This window comes from Arthrobacter sp. TJ-254 (assembly GCF_058269175.1).
The window spans coordinates 531,916-557,125 of sequence record NZ_JBZCNF010000001.1 but is presented as its reverse complement, the minus strand read 5'-3'; the positions used below and the strand labels follow the sequence as shown (position 1 = coordinate 557,125).

Below are 25,210 nucleotides of genomic sequence, written 5' to 3'. Positions count from 1 at the left end.
TAGCGGAGCGCCGGTGTTCCTCAAGGGCCCAACGAGGATTCTCCCGGCACCGATTGATGCAGTATTGACGGCGGTCATTCTTGCTGATAGCTCCGCAGTCATATCTGCGCCGGTTTTATGCAGGTTTCCGGGGTGTTTGGGTGGATGGGTTGACCGATACGCCGGGTTCTGTCATCCCGCGCTGTTGCCGGCGCGGGAGTGGCGGCCATCCATCTACGAACACCGTTGCCGGTGCCCTCCAGCGGCCTACCCGGACACTCGAGCGAGCAGCCCTCAAGCGCGTCCTGTCTGGCCTTGCTCCGGGTGGGGTTTACCGAGCCGTGCCGGTCACCCGGCACGCTGGTGGTCTCTTACACCACCGTTTCACCCTTACTTCCACCCCGGCGGAACCGGGAGGAAGCGGTCTCTTTTCTGTGGCACTGGCCTGCGGGTTACCCCGAGTGGGCGTTACCCACCACCCTGCTCTGCGGAGCCCGGACGTTCCTCGGTGGGCGTTCCGGTCTTGCAACCGGGGCCCAACGCGACCGCCTGGTCAACCCATCCGGAAGCCATTCTACGTTGCCGGTGGAGCGGGAAGAGGCACGCGGCCCGGAAGGTAAAGTGGACCAGTGCTGATTTTGCTGCCCCCGTCCGAAGGAAAAACCGCAGCCTCCCGGGGGCTCCCGTTGTCCTTTGAGGACCTCCATTTCCCGGAGCTCAACGCCGCACGCCGGGTGGTGCTCACGGCACTTCAACAGGCGAGCAAAGCCCCCGACGCCCTCGCAGTCCTGGGAGTCGGAGCCACGCTTCACGCCGAGGTCCTGCGGAACGCCGAACTCGAGGCCGAACCGGCCGCCCCCGCCCACAGCGTATATTCCGGCGTCCTCTACGACGCCCTCGACTACCAGGGGATGACGCTGGCCCAGCGGCGGAAGGCACGCGAACACATCGTCGTCGTCTCGGCGCTCTGGGGCGCCGTCCGGTTCGGGGACCCCATCCCCGCGTACCGCCTGTCGATGTCGGTTGACCTTCCGGGCACCGGGAGGCTCGGCGCGTTCTGGAAGCGGGAACTGGACGGGTCGCTGCGCGCCCACTCCGAGGGGAACCTCATCGTCGACTGCCGCTCAAGCACCTACGCGCAGGCGTGGGCTCCCCCCGCCGAGCGCACCGCGGCGGTGCACGTCTTCCAGGAGCGGAACGGGAAACGCACAGTCGTCTCGCACTTTGCCAAGCACACGCGCGGCGAGCTCGCCCGGCACCTGCTCACACGGCGGGGCAAGGCGCCGTCAACGCCGGCCCAGCTGCTGAAGGCGGCGCAGGAGCGGTGGACGGCGGAACTTGAGCCGGCTTCGGCCACCAAGCCCGCCCGCCTGAACATCATCCTGGCCTCCTGAAGCGGCGGGAAGCCCCGGGTCAGGACGTTCCGGCAACCAGCTCGATCTCGCACCCGTCGGCGTTCTCGAGGTACGCCGCGTAATGCTCGGCTCCCCCGGCGTACGGATGGCGGTCCGCGAAGAGCAGCGTCCACCCATGGCTGGCCGCGCGACGGGCCAATAGATCGACCTCGCTGCGGGTTCCGGCGTCGAAGGCAAGGTGGTTCACTCCGGGGCGGCGCCGCTGATGCGGCTCGGCCGTGACGTCGGGCCCGGCTTCGAGGACGATGTAGCACCCGTCCCCCGCATAACTCAGGCCGTCCTTCCAGGTGTCCTTGACGATGAATCCGAGCCGCTCCAAGAGCCAGCCGAGGCTGGCCTTCGCGGCTTCGAGGTCCCGCACCCACACCTCAACGTGGTGCAGCCTGCCGCGGGCGCGGGGTGGTTCCACCACCTCAGCGGTACCCTGATCCGGGACCGGCGTGTTCGCCGCCTTCGCTGCGGCGTTGCCCTTGGGAACCCACGGCACCCCGGCCATGCCGGCATCCATCGCTTCGTTGGACAGCCGGTCGGCGTCCTTGTTGCGCTCCCGCGGGATCCACTCGTAGGTCACCCGGCGGGGGTCGACGATCTTCCGCGCCTTCGCTGCCAGCACCCGCATGTCGGCGTGCTTGATCTGCCAGCGGCCCGACATCTGCTCCACAACAAGCTTCGAGTCCATCTTGACGTGGATCCGGCTCGCCGGATTGAGTTCGTGCGCGAGTTCGAGGCCCGCAACGAGGCCCGAGTATTCGGCAACGTTGTTCGACGCCTTGCCGATGTATTCGGCCTTCTCAACGAGGATCGTGCCCGTGGCCGGATCACGGACGAGGGCACCGTATCCGGCGTGCCCGGGGTTGCCGCGGGAGCCGCCGTCCGCCTCCACAACGAGCATGGGGGCGTCCTGGGCGGCAGCGACCGCGGTGTCGTTCCCGTCGGCGGCGGGAAAGAGGAAGGGGTCGGCCGTCACCGGGTTCAGTGTCCCCACTCGCTTGAGCGGACGAGGATGCACCCCGAGTCGGGGCACATGACGACATCGTCGGGTGCGGACCGGGAGATGTCCGCGAGGTCGCCGGGGCTCAGCTGCATGCCGGAGCCTTCCGACTTTCCGTGGAACAGCCGGGCGGCGCCGACGCCGCGCTTGGCGAGCGTCTTCTCGTAGAGGCCGAGCAGGCCCGCCTCGAAGCTGCCGGCAAGCTCGTCGCGCTGCGCCTGGACCTCGTCGCGCTGCACCTTCAGCGCCTCGAGCTCGGCGTCTCGCGCCGCTTCGAGGGCGGCAAGTTCGCCGCGGACGCCGTCGGTGGCCTGCCGAACGGTTTCCTGCTGCGCACGCGCAGCCTCAACGCGCTCCATGACGTCAAGTTCAACGTCCTCGAGCGCCGAGCGCCTGCGCGTGAGGGAGGCGACCTCGCTCTGGAGGGCTGTGAGGTCCTTCGAGGTGCCGGTGCCGCTGTTGAGCCGCTGCTCGTCGCGCTCCAGCCGGGTCACAACGGCCTGGACGTCGTCCTCGGCACGGGTGAGCTCACGCTCGAGATCGGCGAGCTCGGTTGTCGCCTTCACGAGCTCACCGTCCGCTGTGGCGGCCCGTGCTGCGAGCGCCGCGATTTCGGGGTTGTTGCGGACCGTTGCTGCCTGCCGCTGGAGCTGGTTCAGGCGCGAGTCGAGCGCCTGCAGGTCGAGCAGGCGCAGTTGTTCCTCTGGTGCAGCCTTAGCCACGTGTACCTCCGCGTTGTGGACGATGACTTTCCTTCTAGCCTATTGCACCGGGCAGCAGGCGGAACCGGTCGGCGCCGGAGCGCCCCCGCTTAGGAGCGGCCGGGCGTCAGCACGAAGTCCCATGGATCGGTGTTGACGGAGCTGACACGGATGTCGGAGGCGAAGCCCTGGTCGGTCAGGACGTTGCCGAGCGCCGCCGCGGCCGGGGTCAGCCACAGCCACTCACTGCCGAAGTGGGAGACGTCGATGAGGTAGGGACGTCCGCTGATTGCGCCTTCGCGGGCTTCCGAGGCCGGATGGTGGCGCAAATCCGCCGTGACGTAGACGTCGGCCTGGCTGAGGCGCGCCTGCCCCAGCAAAGAGTCGCCGGCGCCGCCGCACACCGCAACGCGGCGCACCAGGCCGTCCTTGTCGCCCGCAACGCGTACGCCGCCGGCGACGGCGGGAAGGATCGAGAAGACGGCCTCGGCAAAGCCACTGAGCGTGGTGGGCTCCCGGAGGTCACCCACCCGGCCAATTCCTTCCTCGGGCAGTCCGTCCTGCGCGCGGACCAGGGGCTGCACGTTGGTCAGGCCGAAGGCGTCGGCGAGGACGTCCGAGACCCCGCCGACCGCGCTGTCCCCGTTTGTGTGGACAGTCGCCAGCGCACAGCCGCTCTCGATGAGCCGGTGAAGCACATCTCCCTTCGGGTTTGATGCGGCGATCGAATTCACGGGCTTGAGGAGCAGCGGGTGGTGCGTGATGATGAGCTGTGCGCCCCACTCGAGCGCCTCGTCGAGGACGGCGCTGGTCGGGTCGACCGCGAACAGGATGCGTCCGGCCTCGGCGCCGGCCCTGCCTGCGACGAGGCCCACGGAGTCCCAGTCCTCGGCAAGCGATTCGGGCCACAGCTCTTCGATTGCGAGGAGAACTTCTCCGACCGTCGGAACCGCCCCGGGGCCGGACGGGGCGGCGGGGGATGTCTGCTGGTCATCTTCCATGACACCAGTTGTACCCCGGGCTCCGCGCCGCCGACCAATTAACCGGAAGGTCATCTGGGCCCCCGATGGGGAATGTTCCGGAGGGCAGGCGCATTGTATATAGCATGAAGACATTTGTGCTTGGCGGCGGGTGCTTTTGGTGCTTCGACGCCATCTATCAGAAAACCGTCGGTGTGAAGGAAGTTCTTTCCGGTTATACGGGCGGACACGACCGGAGCCCCAACTACGAAACCGTTTCCTCGGGTATCACGGGCCACGCTGAAGTCGTGGCTGTGACCTTCGACGAGACGGTCATCCCCGAAGACGTGATCCTCGACATGTTCTTCGTCTCCCACGACCCCACAACGCTGAACCGGCAGGGCTACGACGTCGGAACCCAGTACCGCTCAGCGATGTACTACGAGGACTCCGAGCAGAAGGCGCTTTTCGAAGCGGCCCTGCAGCGCAACCAGAAGAATTGGGACGATCCAATCGTGACGGAAATCTCGCGGCTTCCCGAGTTCTTCGTCGCCGAGGAATATCACCAGAATTTCTACGCGAAACATCCCGAGCAGGGTTACTGCCAGGTGATTATCAACCCGAAGCTGGCCAAGGCGCGCAAATATTACGCTGAATGGCTTGTCGCATAGGCTGTCAAGACCGGCGTCGTTAAGCTGACCATGGGCACGGCCGGGCACCGGAGAACGGTGCCCGGCCGAAGCCACCGTCCCTCGGCTCACCTCCCTTAGGCAGGCTTTCTCATGGCACGTATCTACGACAACGTCACGCAGCTGGTCGGACGCACTCCCCTGGTGCGCCTTAACCACCTGGCCGAGGGCCTGCCCGCCCAGGTTGCGGTGAAGCTTGAGTTCTACAACCCGACGAACAGCGTCAAGGACCGCATCGGCGTTGCAATCGTCGACGCCGCCGAGAAGTCGGGCGCACTGCGTCCGGGCGGCACAATCGTCGAGGGCACCTCGGGCAACACGGGGATCGCGCTCGCAATGGTCGGAGCGGCCCGCGGGTACAAGGTCATCCTGACCATGCCCGAGACCATGTCCACCGAGCGGCGCGTGATGCTCCGCGCCTACGGGGCCGAGATCATCCTCACCCCCGGTTCCGAAGGAATGCGCGGGGCGGTCGAACGCGCGAAGGAAATCGTCGCGACAACCGAGAACGCAATCTGGGCGCAGCAGTTCGCCAACGCCGCCAACCCCGAGATCCACCGGACCACCACCGCCGAAGAGGTGTGGGAAGACACCGACGGCGAGGTCGACATCTTCGTCGCCGGAGTGGGCACCGGTGGAACCGTGACTGGCGTCGGCCAGGTGTTCAAGGAGCGCAAGCCCGGGGTGCAGATTGTCGCCGTCGAACCGGCCGACTCGCCGATCCTCAACGGCGGCTCACCCGGCCCGCACAAGATCCAGGGCCTCGGGGCGAACTTCGTTCCGGATATCCTCGATACCTCCATCTACGACGAAGTCATTGACGCCTCCGTCGAGGACTCGGTGCGCGTCGCGCGTGCCCTCGGGACGAAGGAGGGAATCCTCGGCGGAATCTCCTCCGGCGCGATCGTCTGGGCGGCACTCGAGCTCGCCAAGCGGCCGGAAAACGCTGGCAAGCTCATTGTCGCCATTGTCTGCGACTTCGGCGAGCGCTACATCTCCACGGTACTGTTCGACGATATCCGCGGCTGACCAGCCCGGCCGACCGACCACCAGCGAACAGGATGCATCGGTGAGCTTTTTCAGCAGACTCCGCGAGGATCTTCAGACCGCGCGCGACCACGATCCCGCCGCGCGCGGCCCGGTGGAGAACGCGATCGTTTACTCGGGGCTCCACGCCATCTGGACGCACCGGCTTACCCACCGCATGTGGTCGCGTCCCGGACTGCGGTTTCCGGCCCGGGTCCTTGCCCAGCTGGCCCGCTCCGCCACGGGCATCGAAATCCATCCGGCCGCCACGATCGGCCGGCGGTTCTTCATCGACCACGGCATGGGCGTCGTCATCGGCGGCACCGCAGAGATCGGCGACGACGTCATGATGTACCAGGGCGTCACCCTCGGCGGGCGCTCCCTTGAGAAGGTCAAGCGCCACCCGACGATCGGCGACCGGGTCACCATCGGTGCCGGCGCCAAGGTGCTCGGCCCGATCACGATCGGCGCCGGAAGCGCCGTCGGTGCCAACGCCGTCGTCGTCAAGGACGCTCCGCCGGATTCGATCATCACCGGCATACCGGCAACGCACCGCCACCGCGACTCGACCCGGGAGAACCTCCCTGCCGTCGACCCTGCCGAATACGTGGACCCGGCGATCTACATCTAGCGCCGGCGGATCCCGCTCCGCTGCCTGATTACACGCGAAGGCGGTAACGCGAAAGGCCCCGGGCAACCGGGGCCTTTCGCCGTTTCATGGATGTGCCGCTGGGAATGCGGCACGCCTTCGGTTAGTGGGTGTCGACCGCTTCGACCTCGGACCGGTCCTCGCCCCACAGGGTGTGGAAGGTGCCCTCGGCGTCGACCCTGCTGTAGGTGTGGGCGCCGAAGAGGTCGCGGAGGCCCTGGGTGAGGGCCGCGGGGAGGCGCTTGCGGCGCAGCCCGTCGTAGTAGGCAAGGGATGCGGAGAAGACGGGCACCGGAATCCCAAGCTGGACTGCTGTCGCGATGACGCGCCGCCAGGCCGGGACCGCCTCGGCGATTGCCTCGGTGAACGCCGGAGCCAGCAGCAGGTTCACCGGGTGGTCACCGCCCTTGTAGGCCTTCATGATGTCGTCGAGCAGTTCGGCGCGGATGATGCACCCGGCACGCCACAGTGCGGCGATCTCGTCGAGCTTGAGCTCCCAGCCGTACTCCTTCGCAGCAGCGGCCAGCATGTCCATGCCCTGCGCGTAGCTGACGAGCTTCGAGGCGTAGAGGGCAAGGCGCACGTCTTCGACGAACGATTCCGGAAGCTCGACCTCCGCTTCCCTGCCCTGCAGCGCCTCCTGGGCCTGCAGGCGCTGTTCCTTCTGGGAGGAAAGCCCGCGCGCGAACACCGATTCGGCGATGCCCGATGTCGGGCTGCCGAGTTCGAGAGCTGAGACGACGGTCCAGCGGCCGGTTCCCTTCTGGCCCGCGGCATCGACGAGGACGTCAACGAAGGGCTTTCCTGTGCGCACATCGGTGTGTCCGAGCACCTCGGCCGTGATCTCGATCAGGAACGAGGAAAGCGTTCCCTTGTTCCACTCCTTGAAGATCTCCGCCTGCTCGGCCGGTTCGATGCCGGCTGCCGAGCGAAGGACGTCGTAGGCCTCGCCGATGACCTGCATGTCGGCGTACTCGATGCCGTTGTGGACCATCTTGACGAAGTGGCCGGCGCCGTCGGTGCCGATCCAGGAGCAGCAGGCCTCGCCCTTGTACTTCGCCGAGATCTTCTCGAGCATGGGTCCGAGCGAGTCATAGGACTTGCGGGATCCGCCGGGCATGATTGAGGGCCCGAGCAGCGCCCCCTCCTCACCGCCGGAGACTCCGACACCCACGAAGTGGAGGTTCTTTTCGGCAAGGGCAGCTTCGCGCCGCCGGGTGTCTTCGTAGTGCGAGTTGCCGGCGTCGATGATGATGTCTTCAGGCTCAAGCAGCGGCACCAGCTGCTCGATCACCGCGTCAACGGGCTTGCCGGCCTTGACCATGATCAGGACCCGGCGCGGCTTTTCGAGCGAATCCACGAGCTCCTGAAGGGATTCGGTGCGGATGAAGTTCCCTTCATGGCCGTGCTTCTCAAGCAGGGCGTCGGTCTTTTCGACCGATCGGTTATGCAGGGCCACCGTGTACCCGTTGCGGGCAAGGTTGCGAGCAAGGCTTGCGCCCATGACAGCCAGTCCGGTCACACCAATTTGTGCACTCAATGATCTCTCCGATGAGTCGGGGCGCCTCATACGCGCCGGTGCTGGATGTGCGCCTCAACGCGCCCATCCCTTAAAACTCAGCCTATTACCGACCGTCAGCCCGAAGCCATAACGGGCACTGTGCGCTCAGTAACATTCGAGCGGGAAGCCGACCAGCACAGCCCGGACCGCCCTCACCCGCCCCTGCGCCGTCCATGAAAGAATGGAGGCAATGTCTGATGTAACGCTCTCCCCTGTCCCCGCCTCTTCCCGCCCCCAGGTTCGCCCGGAGGTGGAAGGTGCAACGCCTATTGTCGCAACCGACGGCCGCCCGCTCCTTCAGTTCAAGTCCCCCCGGGTCAAGCAGCCGCCGGTGCACCTGGCGGACCTGACCCTTGCTGAGCGGCAGGAGCGGCTGAAGGAACTGGGACACCCGGCCTTCCGGGCGAAACAGCTCTCGACCCACTACTTCAGCCACTACACCACCGACCCCGCGCTGATGAGCGACCTGCCCAAGGACGGACGCGAGGAACTGGTCAAGGCCGTGTTCCCGCCGCTGCTCACCGAGGTGAAGCGGCTGACCACCGACAACGGCGACACGATCAAGTTCCTCTGGCGGCTTTTCGACGGCGCCCTGGTCGAGTCGGTCCTCATGCGCTACCCGGGCCGGGTGACACTTTGTGTTTCCTCCCAGGCCGGCTGCGGCATGAACTGCCCGTTCTGCGCCACGGGGCAGGCCGGGCTCACCCGGAACATGTCGACGGCGGAGATCGTCGACCAGGTTGTCGCCGCCAACCGCGCCCTCGCCGAGGGTGCCCTCGGTGGCAAGCGCACCGACGGCGGCCACGACGCCGACCGCGTCACCAACATCGTGTTCATGGGCATGGGTGAACCGCTGGCCAACTACAAGCGCGTGATGGCCGCCGTCCACCGCTTCGTCGACGACTCCCCCGAGGGCCTGGGCATGTCTGCGCGCCACATCACCGTCTCGACAGTGGGCCTGGTGCCGGCGATCAATAAGCTTGCCGCGGAGGAAGTCCCCGTGACCTTCGCCCTCTCCCTGCATGCGCCCGACGACGAGCTGCGCGATGAGCTCATTCCGGTGAACACGAAGTGGAAGGTGGACGAGGCCCTCGACGCCGCGTACAACTACTACGCCACCACCGGCCGGCGGGTCAGCATCGAGTACGCGCTGATCAAGGACATGAACGACCACGCCTGGCGTGCCGACCTCCTGGCGAAGAAGCTCAACAAGCGTGGCCGAGGCTGGGTTCACGTCAATCCGATTCCGCTGAACCCGACGCCCGGCTCCATCTGGACGGCCTCTGAGAAGGACGTCACCGCCGAATTCATCAACCGGCTCCGGGCCGCCGGTATCCCCACGACCCTGCGCGATACCCGCGGCGAGGAGATCGACGGCGCCTGCGGGCAGCTCGCCGCGGCCGACTGACGCACCGCAAAGCGCCCAGCGCACCCGATAACGACGGACGCACCGGATTCTTTCGGTGCGTTCGTCGTTTAAGGGTGCGTTCGCCGCGAGGTGGTGCGCCGGCGGAAAGCAAAAACCCCGCCGCTCCAAGGTCTTGGCCTGAAGCGGCGGGGTTTCGCGGTGGTGGGTCCTACCGGGATCGAACCGATGACATCCACGGTGTAAACGTGGCGCTCTACCAGCTGAGCTAAAGACCCGAAGAGGGTTTCGGCGCCGCCCGGGATTCCCCCGAAACACGCCTCATTCCGAAGGAAGACTCTACCCGATCAACGGCCGACGGCGCCAATCGGCCTAGGCCTGGAGGTCGGGAAGCTTCTCGGCGAGGTAGGTCAGCGCCTCGGAAACGCCGGCATCAACGAGCAGCGTGGCGAGGTCATCGCCCCGTGTCTTGCCCCGGTTGATGATCACCACCGGTTTGCCCGTCTTCACCGCATGGCGGACGAACCTGAGCCCGCTCATCACGGTCAGGGAGGAGCCGGCGACGAGCAGCGCGTCGGCGTCGTCGACGATCTGGTACGCGGTCGCGACCCGGGGCTTGGGAACGTTCTCGCCGAAGTACACGAAGTCCGGCTTGAGTATCCCGCCGCAGACCGGGCAGGGCGCGACGACGAAGTCTTCGGTCTCGGTGATGTCCGCGTCGGCGTCAGGGGCGATATCACCGGCATCGGAGACACGCTCGAGGTAGCCCGGGTTGAGTTCTTCGAGGAGTTCCGCGATGCGCGCCCTCGGGAAGGATGAGCCGCAGGAGAGGCAGATCACTGAGTCATAGGTGCCGTGGAGGTCGACCACGGCCGTGCTGCCCGCGGTCGAGTGGAGACGGTCGACGTTCTGCGTGATGAGCCCGACCATCAGTCCGCGCTGTTCCAGCTTCACGAGCGCCGCGTGGCCGGCGTTGGGGTCCGCGTGGCGCAGGTGCCGCCATCCAACGTGGTTGCGCGCCCAGTAGCGCCGGCGGAGGACTTCGTCGCCGACGAACTGCTGGTAGGTCATCGGGTTCCGCGGCACCGCCGTCGGCCCGCGGTAGTCGGGGATGCCGGAATCGGTGCTCAGGCCCGCACCGGTGAGCACTGCGAGCCGGCGGCCCGACAGCAGTTCAACCACTTCATCGAGCCGCTCCCGTATCCGGGGATCGAGCGGAGCCGGCACGGCCGGTCCCGACGTCCGGAACCCGGTGAGGCCGAAGCCGGGATTCGCCTCGGGCCCGGGTGTTTCCGGCGCCCCGCTCATGCGGCACCGTCCAACCGGGCGAGGGCGTCGGTGTAGTCCGATACCTTCCGCGGTTCACCCGGCGCCGAGCCGAACACCGAGCTGACGATTCCGTTCCCGTCGATCGCGAAGCTGTACCGCTCCGCATGGCCGGACTCAGCGTTGAACACGCCATAGGCCCGTGCCGCTGCTCCGTGCGGCCAGAAGTCGGAGCAGAGATCGAAGCTGAGGCCCTCGGCCTCCGCGTACGCGCGCAGCGTGTACTTTGAGTCGGTTGAGACGGCGACAAGCCGGATCCCTGGCCCGGCCGCCGGGCGGACCTTTGCCTGAAGGTCGGCAAGCTCCGCCGTGCAGATCCGCGAGAAGGCGAAGGGGATAAAGACGAGCAGCACCCGCTCCCCGCGGCGCCCGGACAATTCCACGGGCTCGCCGTGCTGGTTCAGCAGCTCGACTTCGGGAGCACGCTCACCCTGGGAAGGGAGCCGCGGCACGCTACTGTTTCCGCCCTCGCACCAGCCGGGTGGCCGCCCATTCCTTTGAGACACCGGCCGACGACGTCGAGTACAGGCCCGCGGTGGGTGCGGCCTCCTGGATCTCGGATGGCGCTACGTAGCCGTCACGGCCGGGCTTCGGGGTGAGGACCCAGACGACGCCGCCGACGTCGAGGGCGGTGAGCGAGTCAACAAGAGCGTCGACCAGGTCGCCGTCGCCGCTGCGCCACCACAGGATCACCCCGTCGACGACCTCCTGATCATCTTCAGTGAGCAGTTCCGAGGCGATATCCGCTTCGAGGTCGTCGCGGAAGTCGAAGTCGACATCCTCGTCGTATCCGAGCTCCTGAACAAGGTCGCCGGACTTGAAACCCAACTTGCCCGCCACGGTTACTGCAGTGGCGGCTTCGGCCTCGCTCACTTAGTTCCTCCTGAGAAACACGGGAACCGCCCAGGTGGCGGTTCCACAAAAAGGTAGTCATGCATTACTACCAGCCAACACCTTTATACGCCACGCATCAAGCCAGCACGACCAATTGGGGAACCCATGGGATTCGAAGGCGCAGGCAACCCTACTCAGCAGTCACATCCATCCCACTCACCGGGGGCGGCGAACTCCCGGCTACGCATCATTGCCGTACCGGAGATAGAGTGATTCGGTGAACGGCCTCGGTTCAACAGCCCCCGGCCGGACCTGCACAATCTTTCGGGCAATCGATCCGAAGCACAAAGTCATAAGCGTCGCAGACATAATCGGCGACAAGTGGAGAGGTTTTCGCGTGGCTGCAGAACAAGGTACGGCAGATATTCTCAGCGGTCTGACCGTGGGCAAGCCGGATGCGGATCCTGAGGAGACGGCAGAGTGGGTCGAGTCCCTCGACCAGCTGATCCGGACCCAGGGAACGGAGCGCGCGCAGTACATCATGCGTTCGCTGCTTCAGCGGGCGGGTGCCCAGAGCGTTGGTGTTCCGATGGTGACCACCACGGACTACGTCAACACCATCCCGGCGGACCAGGAACCCGAGTTCCCCGGCGACGAGGAGGTCGAGCGCAAGTACCGGGCGTGGCTGCGGTGGAACGCCGCGGTCATGGTGCACCGTTCCCAGCGCCCTGAGGTCGGGGTCGGCGGGCACATCTCGACGTATGCCGGCGCCGCAACACTCTACGAAGTAGGGTTTAACCACTTCTTCCGCGGCAAGGACCACCCCGGCGGCGGCGACCAGGTGTTTTTCCAGGGCCACGCCTCCCCCGGCATGTACGCCCGCGCCTTCCTTGAAGGCAGGCTCACCGAGGAGGACCTCGACGGGTTCCGCCAGGAGAAGTCGAAGGAAGGGCACGCACTGTCCTCCTACCCCCACCCGCGCCTCATGCCGGACTTCTGGGAGTTCCCCACCGTGTCGATGGGCATCGGCCCGATGAACGCCATCTACCAGGCGCAGTCCAACCGGTACCTGCACAACCGCGGCATCAAGGACACCTCGGACCAGCAGGTCTGGGCATTCCTCGGCGACGGCGAAATGGACGAGCCCGAATCGCGCGGCCTCCTGCAGCTCGCCGCTAATGAAAACCTTGACAACCTGAACTTCGTCATCAACTGCAACCTGCAGCGCCTCGACGGTCCCGTCCGCGGCAACGGCAAGATCATGCAGGAGCTTGAAGCGTTCTTCCGCGGCGCCGGATGGAACGTCATCAAGGTCGTCTGGGGCCGCGAGTGGGACTCCCTGCTCCAGAAGGACACCGACGGGGCGCTCGTCGAGATCATGAACAGCACCCCGGACGGCGACTACCAGACCTACAAGGCCGAGTCGGGCGGATTCGTCCGGGAGCACTTCTTCGGCAAGTCCCCGGCGACGAAGGACATGGTCGCCGACCTGAGCGACGATGAAATCTGGAAGCTGAAGCGCGGCGGCCACGACTACCGCAAGGTCTATGCCGCCTACAAGGCCGCAACCGAGTTCAAGGGCAAGCCGACCGTCATCCTCGCGAAGACCGTCAAGGGCTACGGCCTCGGCCCGCACTTCGAGGGCCGCAACGCGACCCACCAGATGAAGAAGCTCACCCTCGAGGACCTCAAGAAGTTCCGCGACCACCTGCGCATCCCCATCTCCGATGAGCAGATCGACAACGACCTCTACAACCCGCCGTACTACCACCCGGGCCCCGACGCACCGGAGATCAAGTACCTGCTTGAGCGCCGCAGGGAGCTCGGCGGTTTCGTGCCGGAGCGCCGGACCAAGCACGCGGACGTCGCGCTGCCGCCGGAGAAGGCGTACGAGGTTGCCAAGCGCGGCTCGGGCAAGCAGCAGGCCGCCACAACCATGGCGTTCGTGCGCGTGCTCAAGGACCTCATGCGCGACAAGGAGTTCGGCAACCGGATCGTGCCCATCATTCCCGATGAGGCACGGACCTTCGGCATGGACTCGTTCTTCCCGACGGCGAAGATCTACAACCCCAAGGGCCAGAACTACCTGTCGGTCGACCGCGACCTTATCCTGGCCTACAAGGAGTCGATCCAGGGCCAGATCCTCCACGCGGGCATCAACGAGGCTGGTTCCGTTGCGGCCTTCACCGCCGCCGGCACCGCCTACGCCACGCACGGCGAGCCGCTGATCCCGGTCTACGTGTTCTACTCGATGTTCGGTTTCCAGCGCACCGGTGACTCCATCTGGGCGGCCGCCGACCAGATGGCCCGGGGGTTCATTATCGGAGCCACCGCCGGAAGGACGACGCTGACGGGTGAGGGCCTGCAGCATGCCGACGGACACTCCCCGATCCTCGCCTCGACCAACCCGGCCGTCGTCACCTACGACCCGGCCTACGGATACGAGATCGGGCACATTGTGCGCGACGGCCTCGAGCGCATGTACGGCAAGAACTCCGGGCCTGAGTCCTCACGGAACCTCATGTACTACCTCACGGTGTACAACGAGCCGATCGTGCAGCCGGCCGAACCCGAGGAACTCGACGTCAACGGACTGCTCAAGGGCATCTACCTGCTGGCCCCGGCCAAGGTCGACGGCCCCCGCACGCAGCTCCTTGCTTCGGGCGTCGCAGTGCCGTGGGCTCTCGAGGCGCAGCAGATCCTCGCCGAGGACTGGGGCGTTTCAGCGGATGTCTGGTCGGTGACCTCGTGGAACGAACTGCGCAGGGACGGCCTCGAAGCCGAGGAGGAGGCATTCCTCAACCCCGGCGGCGAAGCGCGCAAGCCCTTCGTCACCCAGCAGCTCGAAGGCGCAACAGGCCCGATCGTTGCGGTCAGCGACTACATGAAGGCCGTGCCGGACCAGATCCGGCAGTTCCTGCCGAATGAGTTCGCCACCCTCGGCGCCGACGGCTTCGGCTTCTCGGACACCCGCGCCGCGGCACGCCGCTTCTTCAAGATCGACAGCCACTCCGTGGTGGTGCGGGCCCTGGAGATGCTTGCCCGCCGCGGTGAAGTCGACGCCGAGGCGCCGCGCGAAGCCATCGAGAAGTACTCGCTTCTCGATGTCAACGCCGGAACCACCGGAAATGCGGGCGGCGAAAGCTGATCAGCCACTGACCGGCGGCTGAAAAGCGCGCCGTGAACGACGGCGGGGAGTGGGCGGAAGCCCGCTCCCCGCCGTCGTTGTCCACCGGCTTCTTTTGTAGCCTTCGCACAAATGGAGCTTCACCAGGGAAAACCGTATGCTCAGTGCATGCCGCTCTCCCAAACGCCAGTGACCCCGTCCCGAAACGGCGGCGCAGCGGGCGGGTCCGCTGCGGCTCCCGATCCAGATACCGTCGAAAGGCTGCGCGGCAAAATCGGGGCCCTGTCGACCGCGACGCTGAAGCAGCTCGAGTCGGACCTCCCGTGGTACCGCAGTCTCCGCCCCGACGAGCGGTCGGCCCTGGGGATGGTCGCGCAGAAGGGAATTGCCTCCTTCGTCAACTGGTACCAGCGTCCGGTGTCCCCCGCCTGGGTGCTCAGTGACGTCTTCGGCACCGCCCCCACCGAACTCACCCGCTCGATCAGCCTCCAGAAGGCGCTCCAGCTCATCCGCGTCGTCGTCCAGGTCGTCGAGGACCAGGTCCCCTTCCTTGCGCCGGTCGCCGATCAGGCACCCCTGCGCGAGGCGGTCCTGCGCTACTCGCGCGAGGTGGCCTTCGCCGCTGCCGACGTCTACGCCCGGGCGGCTGAGACCCGCGGCTCGTGGGACACCCGCCTCGAGGCCCTCGTTGTCGACGCGATCCTGCGCGGCGAGAGCTCCGACGCCCTCCGTTCCCGGATTGCCGCCGTCGGCTGGAAGTCACAGGGCCGGATCACCGTCATGGTGGGCAGTTCCCCGCCGGAGCCCAACGCGGCATTCCTCAACGAACTGCGCCGCATCACCGGGCGGCTGGCTGAAGACACGCTCGTCGGCATCCAGGGCGACCGCCTGATCCTCGTACTCGGCGGGATCCACGACCGCGATGCTGCCTACGCGCGCCTCAGCGAACTGTTTGGGCCGGGTCCGGTTGTCTACGGGCCCGAAGCTGAATCCCTGGTGGCCGCGAGCAGTTCCGCGCAGGCGGCATTCGCCGGGCTGACCGCGGCAAAGGCCTGGCCCTCGGCCCCGCGCCCTGTTTCGGCGGAGGACCTCTGGCCGGAGCGGGTTGTGTCAGGCGACGACACCGCGCGCAGAGCGCTGGTGCGCCAGATCTACCGGCCCCTCGTCAACGCCTCAAACGGGCTCGAAGAGACCCTCTCGGCCTACCTCGCGCTCGGCCACTCACTCGAGGCCACGTCGCGCGAACTCTTCGTCCACGCCAACACAGTCCGGTACCGCCTGCGAAGGGTGTGCGACGTCACCGGATGGGATCCGCTCCTCCCCCGGGAGGCCTACGTGCTGCAGACTGCGCTTGTCGTCGGACGGCTCTACCAGCCCGGGGCAACCCCCTCCGAACGTCAATCCCAGCGCTAGCGCGGCCGGCCCACCTTGTAGACTTCCTACAAAGCGGGCCAAAGAGCTTCGTTCGAGTAAACACCCGAGAAAGCACACCTCATTTGGAAAGGTGGAAACGTGCTCGCAATCGCCTGCCCCGGTCAGGGGTCCCAGACACCAGGATTCCTCAGCCCGTGGCTCGAACTGCCGGGCGTCGCCGAGCACCTCGCAACCCTCAGCGACAGGGCCGGCGTCGACCTCGTCCGCCACGGCACGACCTCCGACGAAGAGACGATCAAGGACACCGCCGTCGCCCAGCCGCTGATCGTCGCCGCGGGGCTGATGACCGCCCGCGTGCTGCTCGAGGGCCGTTCGATGACCGCCGGTACCGTTGTGGCGGGCCACTCCGTCGGCGAGCTCACCGCAACCGCGATCGCCGGCGCGCTGTCCGAAGCCGACGCGATCGCTTTCGTCCGCGCCCGCGCAACGGCGATGGCCACGGCCGCCGCGGCCGTCCCGACGGGCATGAGCGCCGTCCTCGGCGGTGATCCAGCCGACGTCGAGCAGACCCTCGCCGGGTTCGGCCTGACCGCGGCGAACGCCAACGGCGGCGGGCAGGTGGTGGCCGCCGGCACCCTCGAACAGCTCGCAGCATTGGCCGCCCATCCTCCGGCCAAGGCCCGGGTCATCCCCCTGAAGGTGGCGGGAGCGTTCCATACTGCACACATGGAGCCGGCGATGACGGCCCTTGAGGAACTGCGCCCATCCCTCTCTCCCGCGGATCCGGTGCCCACCCTTCTCTCGAACTACGACGGCCAGCCGGTAAGCACCGGTGAAAAGAACCTTGACAGCCTGATCGCCCAGGTGTCGCGTCCGGTGCGCTGGGACCTGTGCATGGCGTCAATGCTGGAAATGGGGGTCACCGGGCTGCTTGAACTGGCCCCGGCGGGCACGCTCACCGGCCTTGCCAAACGCGGAATGCGCGGTACCGCGGCATTGCCCGTAAAATCTCCGGAGGACCTAGAAGCGGCGCGCGCGTTCCTCGACGAGCACTGGCGCACCTTGGATTCGGATTCATCCCTTATTGCAGAAGGAAATCAGTGAGCACTCCGGTGATACAGCAGGCTCCCCTGCGTGAACACACACGCATTCACGGCGTCGGCGCCTACCGTCCCGAGTTGATCGTCACAAACGACGACATCGTCCAGTGGATCGACTCCTCCGATGAGTGGATCCGCCAACGGACCGGCATCGTCACCCGGCACCGCGCCCCGCGCGAGGTCAGCGTCATCGACATGGCCGAAGCGGCCGCCCGCGACGCCCTGGCCAGCGCCGGAATCGACCCGAAGCAGCTTGGCGCCGTCCTCGTTTCGACGGTGACCCACCCGTACGCCACGCCCTCGGCCGCCGCCCAGCTTGCGGACCGCCTCGGTGCGACCCCCGCTCCGGCCTACGACATCTCCGCCGCGTGCGCCGGCTACTGCTACGGGATTGCGCAGGCCGATGCGCTGGTACACGCCGGAACCGCCGAGTACGTCCTGGTCGTCGGCGTCGAGAAGCTGTCTGACTTCATCGACAACTCCGACCGCACCATCTCCTTCCTGCTCGGCGACGGCGCGGGAGCGGTTGTTGTCGGCCCTGCCGACGCACCGGGCATCGGCCCGTCGGTGTGGGGCTCGGATGGAAGCAAGCACGAGTCAATCCGGATGACGCGCTCGCTCATCGATGTGCGCGACTTCGCCCTGGGCACCGCCGCGGCCGACGACGACGGCGCCGGGGACTCAGCCGACGGGCGCTCCGACCTGTGGCCGACGATGCGCCAGGACGGGCCAACTGTCTTCCGGTGGGCGGTCTGGGAAATGGCGAAGGTGGCCCAGCAGGCACTGGACGCCGCCGGAATCACCGCCAATGACCTCGTTGCGTTCCTGCCCCATCAGGCGAACATCCGTATTATCGATGAGATGGTCAAACAACTGAAGCTGCCCGAGCATGTGAGTGTCGCCCGCGACATCGTCGATGCCGGCAATACTTCGGCGGCCTCAATCCCGTTGGCGATGCACCGCCTCCTCAAGGAAGAACCTTCCCTCAGCGGCGGCCTTGCCCTGCAGATCGGGTTCGGTGCGGGTCTCGTCTTCGGGGCGCAGGTTGTAGTACTTCCCTAGGTTTACACGCACAGACCGCAGAGCGCGGTTGACCAACCACGCCGGGGTTCGCCGGCATCAACAGAAAAGGAGCCACAATGGCTAGCAACGAAGAAATCCTGGCCGGTCTGGCAGAGATCGTCAACGAGGAGACAGGCCTCGCTCCTGAGTCCGTCGAGATGGACAAGTCCTTCACCGACGATCTGGACATCGACTCCATTTCCATGATGACCATCGTGGTCAACGCCGAGGAGAAGTTCGGCGTGCGCATCCCCGATGAAGAGGTCAAGAACCTGAAGACCGTAGGCGACGCCGTAACTTTCATCGCTGGCGCACAGGCCTAGTACCTGCTCCGCGGGAGCATCGGCGGCCGTGCCGGCAAACCAACCGGGGCGGCCGCCTTCTTTACACCCAGCACCCGTTTCGCACGGTGCTAACCAAACGCTTCGAAAAGAGTGACACCATGCCACGCAAAGTAGTCATCACCGGTCTCGGTGCAACAACGCCGATCGGCGGTGACGTTCCCACGATGTGGGCCAATGCCCTCAAGGGAGTCTCCGGTGCCCGGACCATCGAAGCCGACTGGGTGAAGCAGTACGAGCTCCCCGTCACCTTTGCCGCGCAGATCTCAACGCCGGCCACCGAAGTGCTCTCCCGGGTCGAAGCCAAGCGGATGGACCCCTCCACCCAGTTCGCCGTCGTCGCGGCACGGGAGGCCTGGCGTGACTCCGGCATCGAAGAGGTCGACAAGGACCGCCTCGCCGTCGCCTTCGCCACCGGCATCGGCGGTGTCTGGACCCTGCTCGACGCCTGGGACACGCTTCGGGACAAGGGCCCGCGCCGCGTGCTCCCCATGACCGTACCCATGCTGATGCCCAACGGTCCGGCCGCTGCGGTGAGCCTTGACCTTGGTGCGCGCGCGGGCGCGCACACCCCGGTGTCGGCCTGCGCCTCGGGCACTGAGGCGCTCCACCAGGGGCTTGAGCTCATCCGTTCCGGCAAGGCCGATGTCGTGATGTGCGGTGGCGCCGAAGCGGCGATCCACCCCATGCCGATCGCCGCATTTGCCTCGATGCAGGCCCTCTCACGGCGCAATGACGACCCCGAGCACGCCTCACGGCCCTACGACGTCAACCGCGACGGCTTCGTCATGGGTGAAGGCGCCGGTGCGTTGGTCATCGAAGCCGAGGAGCACGCCCTGGCCCGGGGTGCCCGCATCTACGGCGAGCTCGCCGGCACCTCGGTGACCGCCGACGCGTACCACATCACGGCACCCGACCCGGAGGGGCTTGGCGCCACACGCGCCCTGAAGGCGGCACTGTTCGACGCGCGGGCCCTGCCCTCGGACGTGGTCCACGTCAACGCCCACGCAACGTCGACGCCGGTCGGCGACAAGCCGGAATACACCGCGCTCAAGGCCGCGATGGGCGACCACGTCGGCAACATCGCGGTCTCCGCCACGAAGTCCCAGACCGGGCACCTCCTTGGCGCTTCCGGTGCTGTCGAGGCGGTGATGACAGTGCTCTCCGTCTACGAGCGGAGCGCACCTGTGACGATCAACCTTGAGACCCAGGATCCCGAGATCCCCCTCGACGTCGTGACCTCCGAGCGGAAGCTGCCTTCGGGCGACATCGTGGCTCTGTCGAACTCGTTCGGCTTCGGCGGACACAACGCCGTTGTCGTCATCCGCAACGTCTAGGACCGGCAACAGGACACAGGGAACAGACACAGAAAAGGCGCCTCCCGGAAGCGGGGGCGCCTTCTCTGTGTCCGGTCGGTGGACGTATCACCGGCCGGCGGGGATGGCGGGTTGTCTGGCGGCGGTGCTAGCCGACCTGATGGAGCCAGCGGACCGGGGCACCCTCGGCGGCGTGCCGGAAGGGCTCGAGCTCCTCGTCCCAGGACTCTCCAAGCGCGAGCGAGAGTTCATGGTAGACGGCTGAGGGGTCGCCGGCTCCGGCTTCATAGGCGTAACGGATGCGGTCCTCGGACACCATGATGTTCCCGTGGACGTCGGTTGTGGCGTGGAAGATCCCGAGCTCGGGGGTGTGGGACCAGCGTCCTCCGTCGACCCCGGCGCTCTGTTCCTCGGTCACCTCGTAGCGGAGGTGGGCCCACCCGCGGAGGGCGGAGGCCAGCTGCGCTCCCGAGCCCTGGGGTCCGACCCAGGAGAGCTCGGCGCGGTGCATTCCGGGCGCGGCAGGCTGCGGCCTCCACTCGAGGTCGGCCCGCTTGTCGAGGACCGAGCCAATGGCCCACTCGATATGGGGGCACAACGCAGAAGGAGCCGAGTGCACGTACAAAACGCCGCGCGCCATCACAACAGACATTCCATCCTCCATAGCTTTAGGTACGTCTTCCCCTACGACCCTCATGCTGAAGTAATGGTTTGCTGTTCGCTTCCAGTGGTGTCGACATCCGAAATTGATAGACGCCGGATGACTAGTCTTCATTGTGCCGTACAAGTTCCGATAACGCCACTGTAACTACTCGCCAAAATCGAAAAACTACTTGGTTTTCGTTTGGGACCCTGTCAAAGTCAAAGCGCTCACTATTATGCGCTGATGAATTTCGGGCGTGCGGGTGCGTTGTTGACGGAAGTGTGATCAGGCGCGAGGATGCGACTGCTCGTAGCTCCGGCGGAGCCGATCAACTGAGACATGGGTATAGAGCTGGGTGGTGGCGAGGCTGCTGTGCCCGAGGATTTCCTGAACGGCCCGCAGGTCCGCCCCGCCGTCAAGCAGGTGGGTTGCAGCGCTGTGCCGAAGGGCGTGGGGTCCCGACGCCGACGTTCCGCCGAGGTCGGCGAAGATTGTCTGCAGCAGGTGCCGAACCGTCCTCTGGTCGATGCGCCCTCCCCTGCGCCCCAGGAAGACGGCGGGCCCGCTTGCGGAGGTGGAGAACTGCGGGCGGCCCCGGCGCAGCCACGCATCGAGGGCATGGGCGGCCGGCACGCCGAAGGGAACCGTCCGCTCCTTGTCCCCTTTGCCAATGACCCGCAGCGTGCGCCGTTCCATATTCAGGTCGTCGATGTCCAACCCCGTCAGCTCTCCGACCCGGATGCCGGTGCCGTAGAGGATCTCCACGAGGGCCCGCGCCTGCAGTGCGCCGCCTTCGCCCTCTTCGGCCGCCGCGGACAGTGACGCGAAGATGCTGTCGAGCTGGGCGCGGGTTAGGACGTGCGGAAGCGATTTTTCCCGCTTGGGTGCCCTCAGGCGCAGGGCAGGATTCGTCTCAAGAAGACCCTCGTTCACGGCCCACGCCATGAAGCTTCTCGCCGTCGCGGCCCTGCGGGCAATGGTTGCCCGCGCCAGCCCGGAACCGTCGAGGCTCCCAAGCCATCCGCGGAAGTGCCGCAGTTCGATGTCCTCGAGCCGCTCGGCACCCTGCGCCTGGGCGAAGCGGAACAGCTGCTCCAGATCGGTGGTGTAGGCCCGCAGCGTGTGGGCCGACCGGTTCCGCTCTGCCGACAAGTGAAGGCGGTAGGCGTCGACCGCCTCCCGGAAGGAGGTCGGCAGGGCCGGTACCGTGACGTCGCTGCTGGAGGGTGGAGCGGCCATGTCCCTCCTTTCGGGTCTCGAGGCGGTGTCGAAGCTTCAGCGCGGCGTGGGGCGGAGTGCGGTCAAGGCCGGAACGTTCACTGTGGTTCCCATTGTTCCATTCCGGGAGGCGGTGCCCTGCAACGCCATATTGTGCCGCCGGGTTTTATTATTCGGCTCGGGGTCATTATGCTGCCCCGGAATTGAATTCGCGGATTCAAGGACGAGGAGGAATTGTTTGGCCTCCACCCCGGCGGCGTAGCCGGTCAAGTTACCCCTGCCGGAGACGACCCTGTGTCCGGGGATGAGGATGGACAGCGGGTTCAGGCGTATCGCTGCTCCGACAGCCCTGCCCATGGCAGGGTTCCCAAGCAGGGCAGCCACGCTTCGATAGGTGCGTGTCTCGCCGTACGGAATCTCCAGGACGGCGTCCCACACCCGGTGCTGGAAGCCCGTTCCAGTCGGGTCCATGGGCAGGTCGAAGCGCCGCCGGGCACCCGAAAAGTACTCCTCCAACTGGATGGCCGCTGCCGCAAGCAGCTCCGACACGGCCGTTGGAGGCCCATCGTCGAGTCGTTTCCCGAGGAGGACCTCCCCCGGTGGCGGGTCGTGCCGCAGGTGGTAGATGCCCACGAGCTTTCCCTCGGCGGCGACGAGAATAAGGTCGCCGACCGGGCTCTGGATTCTGCGGTGTTCCCTCATGTCATTTTCCCTTCTGTGATGTGGTGGCTCTCCGCTGCCGGGAATGGGAAGTCCCGTGCCGTGGATTGACGCATTCATGAAGCGGGCGGATCGGGGCTCGTCAGGATCTCGTTGTTCTTCGCCACCCGCCCGCGTTCCGTGAGGCAAGTCCCTCGATTTCCAGCCGGGCAAGGCCTGCGAGGACATCCCTTTCGCTCACCCCTGCGACTGTTGCGAGCTTCTCAACGGTTGAGGACACCCGGACCGGCAGCGCGTCGAGGACGAGCAGGTCCGGCACTGTCAGTCCGTCATGGTCCCGGAGTGGGGTGTCAGGTTCCGGTACCGGCGCGGCCCCGATCGGACCGGCGAGTTCGGCCACTTCCGCGGCGTCGGTGACGCAGACGGCGCTGCCGTCGCGCAGCAGGCGGTGGCACCCGGCGGAGTTTGCGGAAAAGACCGATCCCGGAACGGCACCAACCGAGCGTCCCAGCCCTGCCGCATGGTGAGCGGTGTTCAGGGCTCCGGAGCGCCAGCGGGCCTCGACGACGACGGTCGCCGCGCTCAGCGCCGCGATCAGCCGGTTCCGCTGGAGGAATCTCCACCGGGTGGGTGATGATCCGGGAGGTACCTCAGACACGAGCAGCCCCTGCTCCGCGATGCCGCGCAGCAGCTCCTCGTTCCCGGCCGGATAGTAGCGGTCAACCCCGCAGGCCAGCACGGCCAGTGTCGGTGGACGCGCTGGGCCGGAGGCCACGGCGAGGGCCGCCCGATGCGCCTGGGCATCGATGCCGTAGGCGCCGCCGGACATCACCGAGTATCCGCGGCCAACCAGTCCGGCCGCGAGGTCCGCGACCACGGCCGTTCCGTAGTTCGTGCTGTCGCGGGAGCCGACCAGGGCAACCGTCCGGTTCAGGGCAGGCAACGCCGCCCGCCCCCGAACCCAGAGGCACAGCGGAGCGGAGAGCTGCAGGTCGGCCAGCGCCTCAGGCCATTCCGCCGACTCCGGGGTCAGCAGCCTGCCGCCAAGCCTGTCCAGGGTGGCAAGGTCGCGCTCCGGCGCCAGATCCCTGCGCCGCGGCGCCCAGCGTTCGAGCGCCTCGGCCAGGATCTTCCCGGCGCCAACCCCGGGGGAAAGGTACTCGGTGAGCTCGCGCTGCAGCTCGCGGCCCGGCTTCGCGGCGCCGGTGGCTATCCGCAGCGCGTCGACGGGCCCTGCGGCGGCCGTGAGCGCCAGTCCGACGGCGTCCGAGGGTTCGAAGAGCCGCGAGAGGGCAGCCCGGGCGGTGAGCGGTGAAGGATCCGGGGACATGTTCACGCCGCCTGCTCCTGCAGACGGAACCCGAGGGCCAGGCCGACGTCATCGGCATCGGGCGAGGTGTGGCCGCCGAGGTCGGCGATGGTCCAGGCGACCCGCAGTACGCGGTCCCAGCCCCGGGCGCTCACCAGGTTGCGTTCGAGGGCCCGGTCCAGGGCCGCAGTGACCGAGCGGGCGAGCCCGAGGTCGGTTCGCAGGACCCGTCCGCGCACCTCGGCGTTGGTCGAACAGCCCCACGGCGCGAGCCGCTGTGCCTGCGCCGCACGCGCCGAGGCAACGCGCTGCGCCACAACAGCGCTTGTCTCGGCGGTGCCGCCGCCCACGTAGTCGTTGAACGCGACCCGGTGCACAACGAGCTGCAGGTCGACGCGGTCGAGCAACGGACCGGACAACCGGTGGAAATACCGCCGGCGCTGCTGTGCGGTGCACATGCATTCCACCCCCTTGCCGTGGGCGAGACCGCACGGGCACGGATTGGAGGCGAGGACGAGCTGGAACCGGGCCGGGTAGGCGGCCGTTCCAGCGGAACGGTGCAGAACAAGGGTTCCGCTCTCAAGCGGCTCCCGCAGCGCTTCCAGAACGCGGCGCTCGTACTCGGGTGCCTCGTCGAGGAACAGGACGCCCCGGTGCGCGCGTGAGGCCGCCCCGGGACGGGGAATCCCGCTTCCCCCGCCGATAATCGCCGCCGTGGTGGCCGTGTGGTGCGGGTTTTCGAAGGGAGGACGGCGACGCAGGGAATCACACTGGGCGTCTCCGCTCAGTGAGTGGATGGCCGTGACCTCCATCGCGTGCTCGTCGCTGAGATCGGGAAGGATGCCCGGCAGCCGCTCGGCAAGCATCGTTTTGCCGGCACCGGGCGGTCCAACCATCATCAGGTGGTGTGCCCCCGCTGCGGCGACCTCGACGGCGAACCGGGCCTCGGCCTGCCCCGCAATCTCGGACATGTCGCGGAGGGGCTGCGGCGGTGGCCCGGCCCCGGGCCGGCCCTGCGCGGGCGGCCCGGCAGGCGGCGGAAGGTGCACCGCGGCAGGGTCGGCCCCGAAAGCGAGGAAGACCTCACCGAGGGAAGCGAAGCCGCGCACCTCGGCACCGGGGACAAGCGCGGCCTCGGCATGGTTTCCAGCGGCCACCACAATCCGCGGGTGGTCTGCCCGGACCGCCGCCATTACTGCGGGAAGGACGCCGCGGACGGGTCGGAGCTGTCCATCGAGGCCAAGTTCGGCAAGGAAGACGGTATCCGCGCACCCGCGGACATCACCGGCGGCGGCGAGGGCCGACATTACGATTGCCAGATCGAACGCCGATCCCCGCTTGGGCAGTGACGCCGGAATCAGGTTGACCGTGATCTTGCGCCGGCTCAGGGGAAGCCCCGCGTTCCGCGCGGCGGCCCGGATCCGGTCCTTGGCCTCGTTGAGTGAGGCATCTGGAAGTCCGAGCAGCACGAAGGCCGGCAGGCTTTGGCCGATGTCGGCTTCGACCTCCACGAGGTGGCCGTTGAGTCCGACAAGGGCAATGGAGTAGGTGCGCCCCAGCATCC

Annotated in this window: 23 protein-coding genes, 1 tRNA gene and 1 other RNA gene; 11 read left to right on the top strand and 14 right to left on the bottom strand. The window is 67.0% G+C overall.

Going from position 1 to position 25,210, the window contains the following annotated elements; genetic code table 11:
* Positions 1-141: 141 nt before the first annotated feature.
* Positions 142-540: RNase P RNA component class A (gene rnpB / locus AC4D14_RS02610), an RNA gene on the bottom strand.
* Positions 541-608: 68 nt separating this feature from the next.
* On the opposite strand from rnpB, the gene AC4D14_RS02605 reads away from it, so the two are divergent.
* Complete coding sequence (locus tag AC4D14_RS02605; protein WP_490900020.1) at positions 609-1,373, top strand: YaaA family protein; 765 nt, start codon at positions 609-611, stop codon at positions 1,371-1,373.
* Positions 1,374-1,392: 19 nt separating this feature from the next.
* Here AC4D14_RS02605 and AC4D14_RS02600 read toward each other — a convergent pair whose 3' ends face one another.
* The 3 genes from AC4D14_RS02600 to AC4D14_RS02590 form a co-directional block, all read right to left on the bottom strand.
* Positions 1,393-2,379: a reverse transcriptase-like protein gene (locus tag AC4D14_RS02600; RefSeq protein WP_490900019.1), complete on the bottom strand. Its 987-nt coding sequence runs from the start codon at positions 2,377-2,379 to the stop codon at positions 1,393-1,395.
* Entirely contained in the window at positions 2,367-3,107 is a 741-nt protein-coding gene (locus AC4D14_RS02595) for a zinc ribbon domain-containing protein (RefSeq protein ID WP_490900018.1), read from the bottom strand. Before AC4D14_RS02595 ends, AC4D14_RS02600 begins: the two co-directional genes overlap by 13 nt.
* Positions 3,108-3,196: 89 nt before the next feature.
* Positions 3,197-4,087, bottom strand: a complete 891-nt coding sequence (locus tag AC4D14_RS02590; protein ID WP_490900017.1) for a Nif3-like dinuclear metal center hexameric protein — start codon at positions 4,085-4,087, stop codon at positions 3,197-3,199.
* 104 nt (positions 4,088-4,191) lie between these two features.
* Between AC4D14_RS02590 and msrA the strand changes: the two genes are divergently transcribed.
* The 3 genes from msrA to epsC all read left to right on the top strand — a co-directional run bounded on the left by msrA (position 4,192) and on the right by epsC (position 6,391).
* Complete coding sequence (gene msrA / locus AC4D14_RS02585; RefSeq protein ID WP_490900016.1) at positions 4,192-4,716, top strand: peptide-methionine (S)-S-oxide reductase MsrA; 525 nt, start codon at positions 4,192-4,194, stop codon at positions 4,714-4,716.
* Positions 4,717-4,827: 111 nt separating this feature from the next.
* A complete protein-coding gene (cysK, locus tag AC4D14_RS02580; protein ID WP_490900015.1) occupies positions 4,828-5,763 on the top strand; it encodes a cysteine synthase A in 936 nt (311 codons plus the stop codon).
* 40 nt (positions 5,764-5,803) lie between these two features.
* Positions 5,804-6,391: a serine O-acetyltransferase EpsC gene (gene epsC, locus AC4D14_RS02575; RefSeq protein ID WP_490900014.1), complete on the top strand. Its 588-nt coding sequence runs from the start codon at positions 5,804-5,806 to the stop codon at positions 6,389-6,391.
* Positions 6,392-6,512: 121 nt separating this feature from the next.
* On the opposite strand, the gene gnd is transcribed toward epsC, so the two are convergent.
* Entirely contained in the window at positions 6,513-7,949 is a 1,437-nt protein-coding gene (gnd, locus tag AC4D14_RS02570) for an NADP-dependent phosphogluconate dehydrogenase (protein WP_490900013.1), read from the bottom strand.
* A gap of 202 nt (positions 7,950-8,151) precedes the next feature.
* Between gnd and rlmN the strand changes: the two genes are divergently transcribed.
* A complete protein-coding gene (gene rlmN / locus AC4D14_RS02565; protein ID WP_490900012.1) occupies positions 8,152-9,378 on the top strand; it encodes a dual-specificity RNA methyltransferase RlmN in 1,227 nt (408 codons plus the stop codon).
* 160 nt (positions 9,379-9,538) lie between these two features.
* Here the strand turns inward: rlmN and AC4D14_RS02560 are convergent.
* The 4 genes from AC4D14_RS02560 to AC4D14_RS02545 all read right to left on the bottom strand — a co-directional run bounded on the left by AC4D14_RS02560 (position 9,539) and on the right by AC4D14_RS02545 (position 11,535).
* Positions 9,539-9,614, bottom strand: a tRNA-Val gene (locus AC4D14_RS02560).
* A gap of 94 nt (positions 9,615-9,708) precedes the next feature.
* Positions 9,709-10,644: an NAD-dependent protein deacetylase gene (locus AC4D14_RS02555; protein WP_490900011.1), complete on the bottom strand. Its 936-nt coding sequence runs from the start codon at positions 10,642-10,644 to the stop codon at positions 9,709-9,711.
* Positions 10,641-11,114: a redoxin domain-containing protein gene (locus AC4D14_RS02550; RefSeq protein WP_490900010.1), complete on the bottom strand. Its 474-nt coding sequence runs from the start codon at positions 11,112-11,114 to the stop codon at positions 10,641-10,643. The genes AC4D14_RS02555 and AC4D14_RS02550 overlap by 4 nt, the downstream gene beginning before the upstream one ends.
* Position 11,115: 1 nt before the next feature.
* Positions 11,116-11,535, bottom strand: coding sequence for a DUF3052 domain-containing protein (locus tag AC4D14_RS02545; RefSeq protein ID WP_490900009.1), 420 nt, complete (start codon positions 11,533-11,535; stop codon positions 11,116-11,118).
* Positions 11,536-11,893: 358 nt separating this feature from the next.
* Here AC4D14_RS02545 and aceE point away from each other — a divergent pair, with 358 nt between their 5' ends.
* The 6 genes from aceE (at position 11,894) to fabF (ending at position 19,837) form a co-directional block, all read left to right on the top strand.
* Positions 11,894-14,644, top strand: coding sequence for a pyruvate dehydrogenase (acetyl-transferring), homodimeric type (gene aceE / locus AC4D14_RS02540; RefSeq protein ID WP_490900008.1), 2,751 nt, complete (start codon positions 11,894-11,896; stop codon positions 14,642-14,644).
* 147 nt (positions 14,645-14,791) lie between these two features.
* Positions 14,792-16,036, top strand: a complete 1,245-nt coding sequence (locus tag AC4D14_RS02535) for a PucR family transcriptional regulator (protein ID WP_490900007.1) — start codon at positions 14,792-14,794, stop codon at positions 16,034-16,036.
* Positions 16,037-16,135: 99 nt separating this feature from the next.
* A complete protein-coding gene (locus tag AC4D14_RS02530; RefSeq protein ID WP_490900006.1) occupies positions 16,136-17,101 on the top strand; it encodes an ACP S-malonyltransferase in 966 nt (321 codons plus the stop codon).
* Positions 17,098-18,159: a beta-ketoacyl-ACP synthase III gene (locus tag AC4D14_RS02525; RefSeq protein ID WP_490900005.1), complete on the top strand. Its 1,062-nt coding sequence runs from the start codon at positions 17,098-17,100 to the stop codon at positions 18,157-18,159. The genes AC4D14_RS02530 and AC4D14_RS02525 overlap by 4 nt, the downstream gene beginning before the upstream one ends.
* Positions 18,160-18,236: 77 nt before the next feature.
* Positions 18,237-18,482 carry an acyl carrier protein gene (locus AC4D14_RS02520; RefSeq protein ID WP_133402200.1) on the top strand — a complete coding sequence of 82 codons (246 nt, stop codon included), beginning with the start codon at positions 18,237-18,239 and terminating at the stop codon, positions 18,480-18,482.
* Positions 18,483-18,601: 119 nt separating this feature from the next.
* The gene (fabF, locus tag AC4D14_RS02515; RefSeq protein ID WP_490900004.1) at positions 18,602-19,837 is read left to right on the top strand and encodes a beta-ketoacyl-ACP synthase II; all 1,236 of its coding nucleotides are present in this window, start codon (positions 18,602-18,604) and stop codon (positions 19,835-19,837) included.
* A gap of 127 nt (positions 19,838-19,964) precedes the next feature.
* On the opposite strand, the gene AC4D14_RS02510 is transcribed toward fabF, so the two are convergent.
* From AC4D14_RS02510 to AC4D14_RS02490, 5 genes are all read right to left on the bottom strand, one after another.
* On the bottom strand, positions 19,965-20,468 hold the full coding sequence (locus AC4D14_RS02510) for a DUF3145 domain-containing protein (protein WP_490900003.1): 504 nt from the start codon (positions 20,466-20,468) through the stop codon (positions 19,965-19,967).
* A gap of 276 nt (positions 20,469-20,744) precedes the next feature.
* Positions 20,745-21,698 (bottom strand): tyrosine recombinase XerC, encoded by a 954-nt coding sequence (locus AC4D14_RS02505; RefSeq protein ID WP_490900002.1) that lies wholly within the window; start codon positions 21,696-21,698, stop codon positions 20,745-20,747.
* Between the two features lie 36 nt (positions 21,699-21,734).
* The gene (locus AC4D14_RS02500) at positions 21,735-22,379 is read right to left on the bottom strand and encodes a methylated-DNA--[protein]-cysteine S-methyltransferase (RefSeq protein WP_490900001.1); all 645 of its coding nucleotides are present in this window, start codon (positions 22,377-22,379) and stop codon (positions 21,735-21,737) included.
* 100 nt (positions 22,380-22,479) lie between these two features.
* A complete protein-coding gene (dprA, locus tag AC4D14_RS02495) occupies positions 22,480-23,667 on the bottom strand; it encodes a DNA-processing protein DprA (RefSeq protein WP_490900477.1) in 1,188 nt (395 codons plus the stop codon).
* Between the two features lie 2 nt (positions 23,668-23,669).
* Complete coding sequence (locus tag AC4D14_RS02490) at positions 23,670-25,208, bottom strand: YifB family Mg chelatase-like AAA ATPase (protein WP_490900000.1); 1,539 nt, start codon at positions 25,206-25,208, stop codon at positions 23,670-23,672.
* Positions 25,209-25,210: the final 2 nt, after the last annotated feature.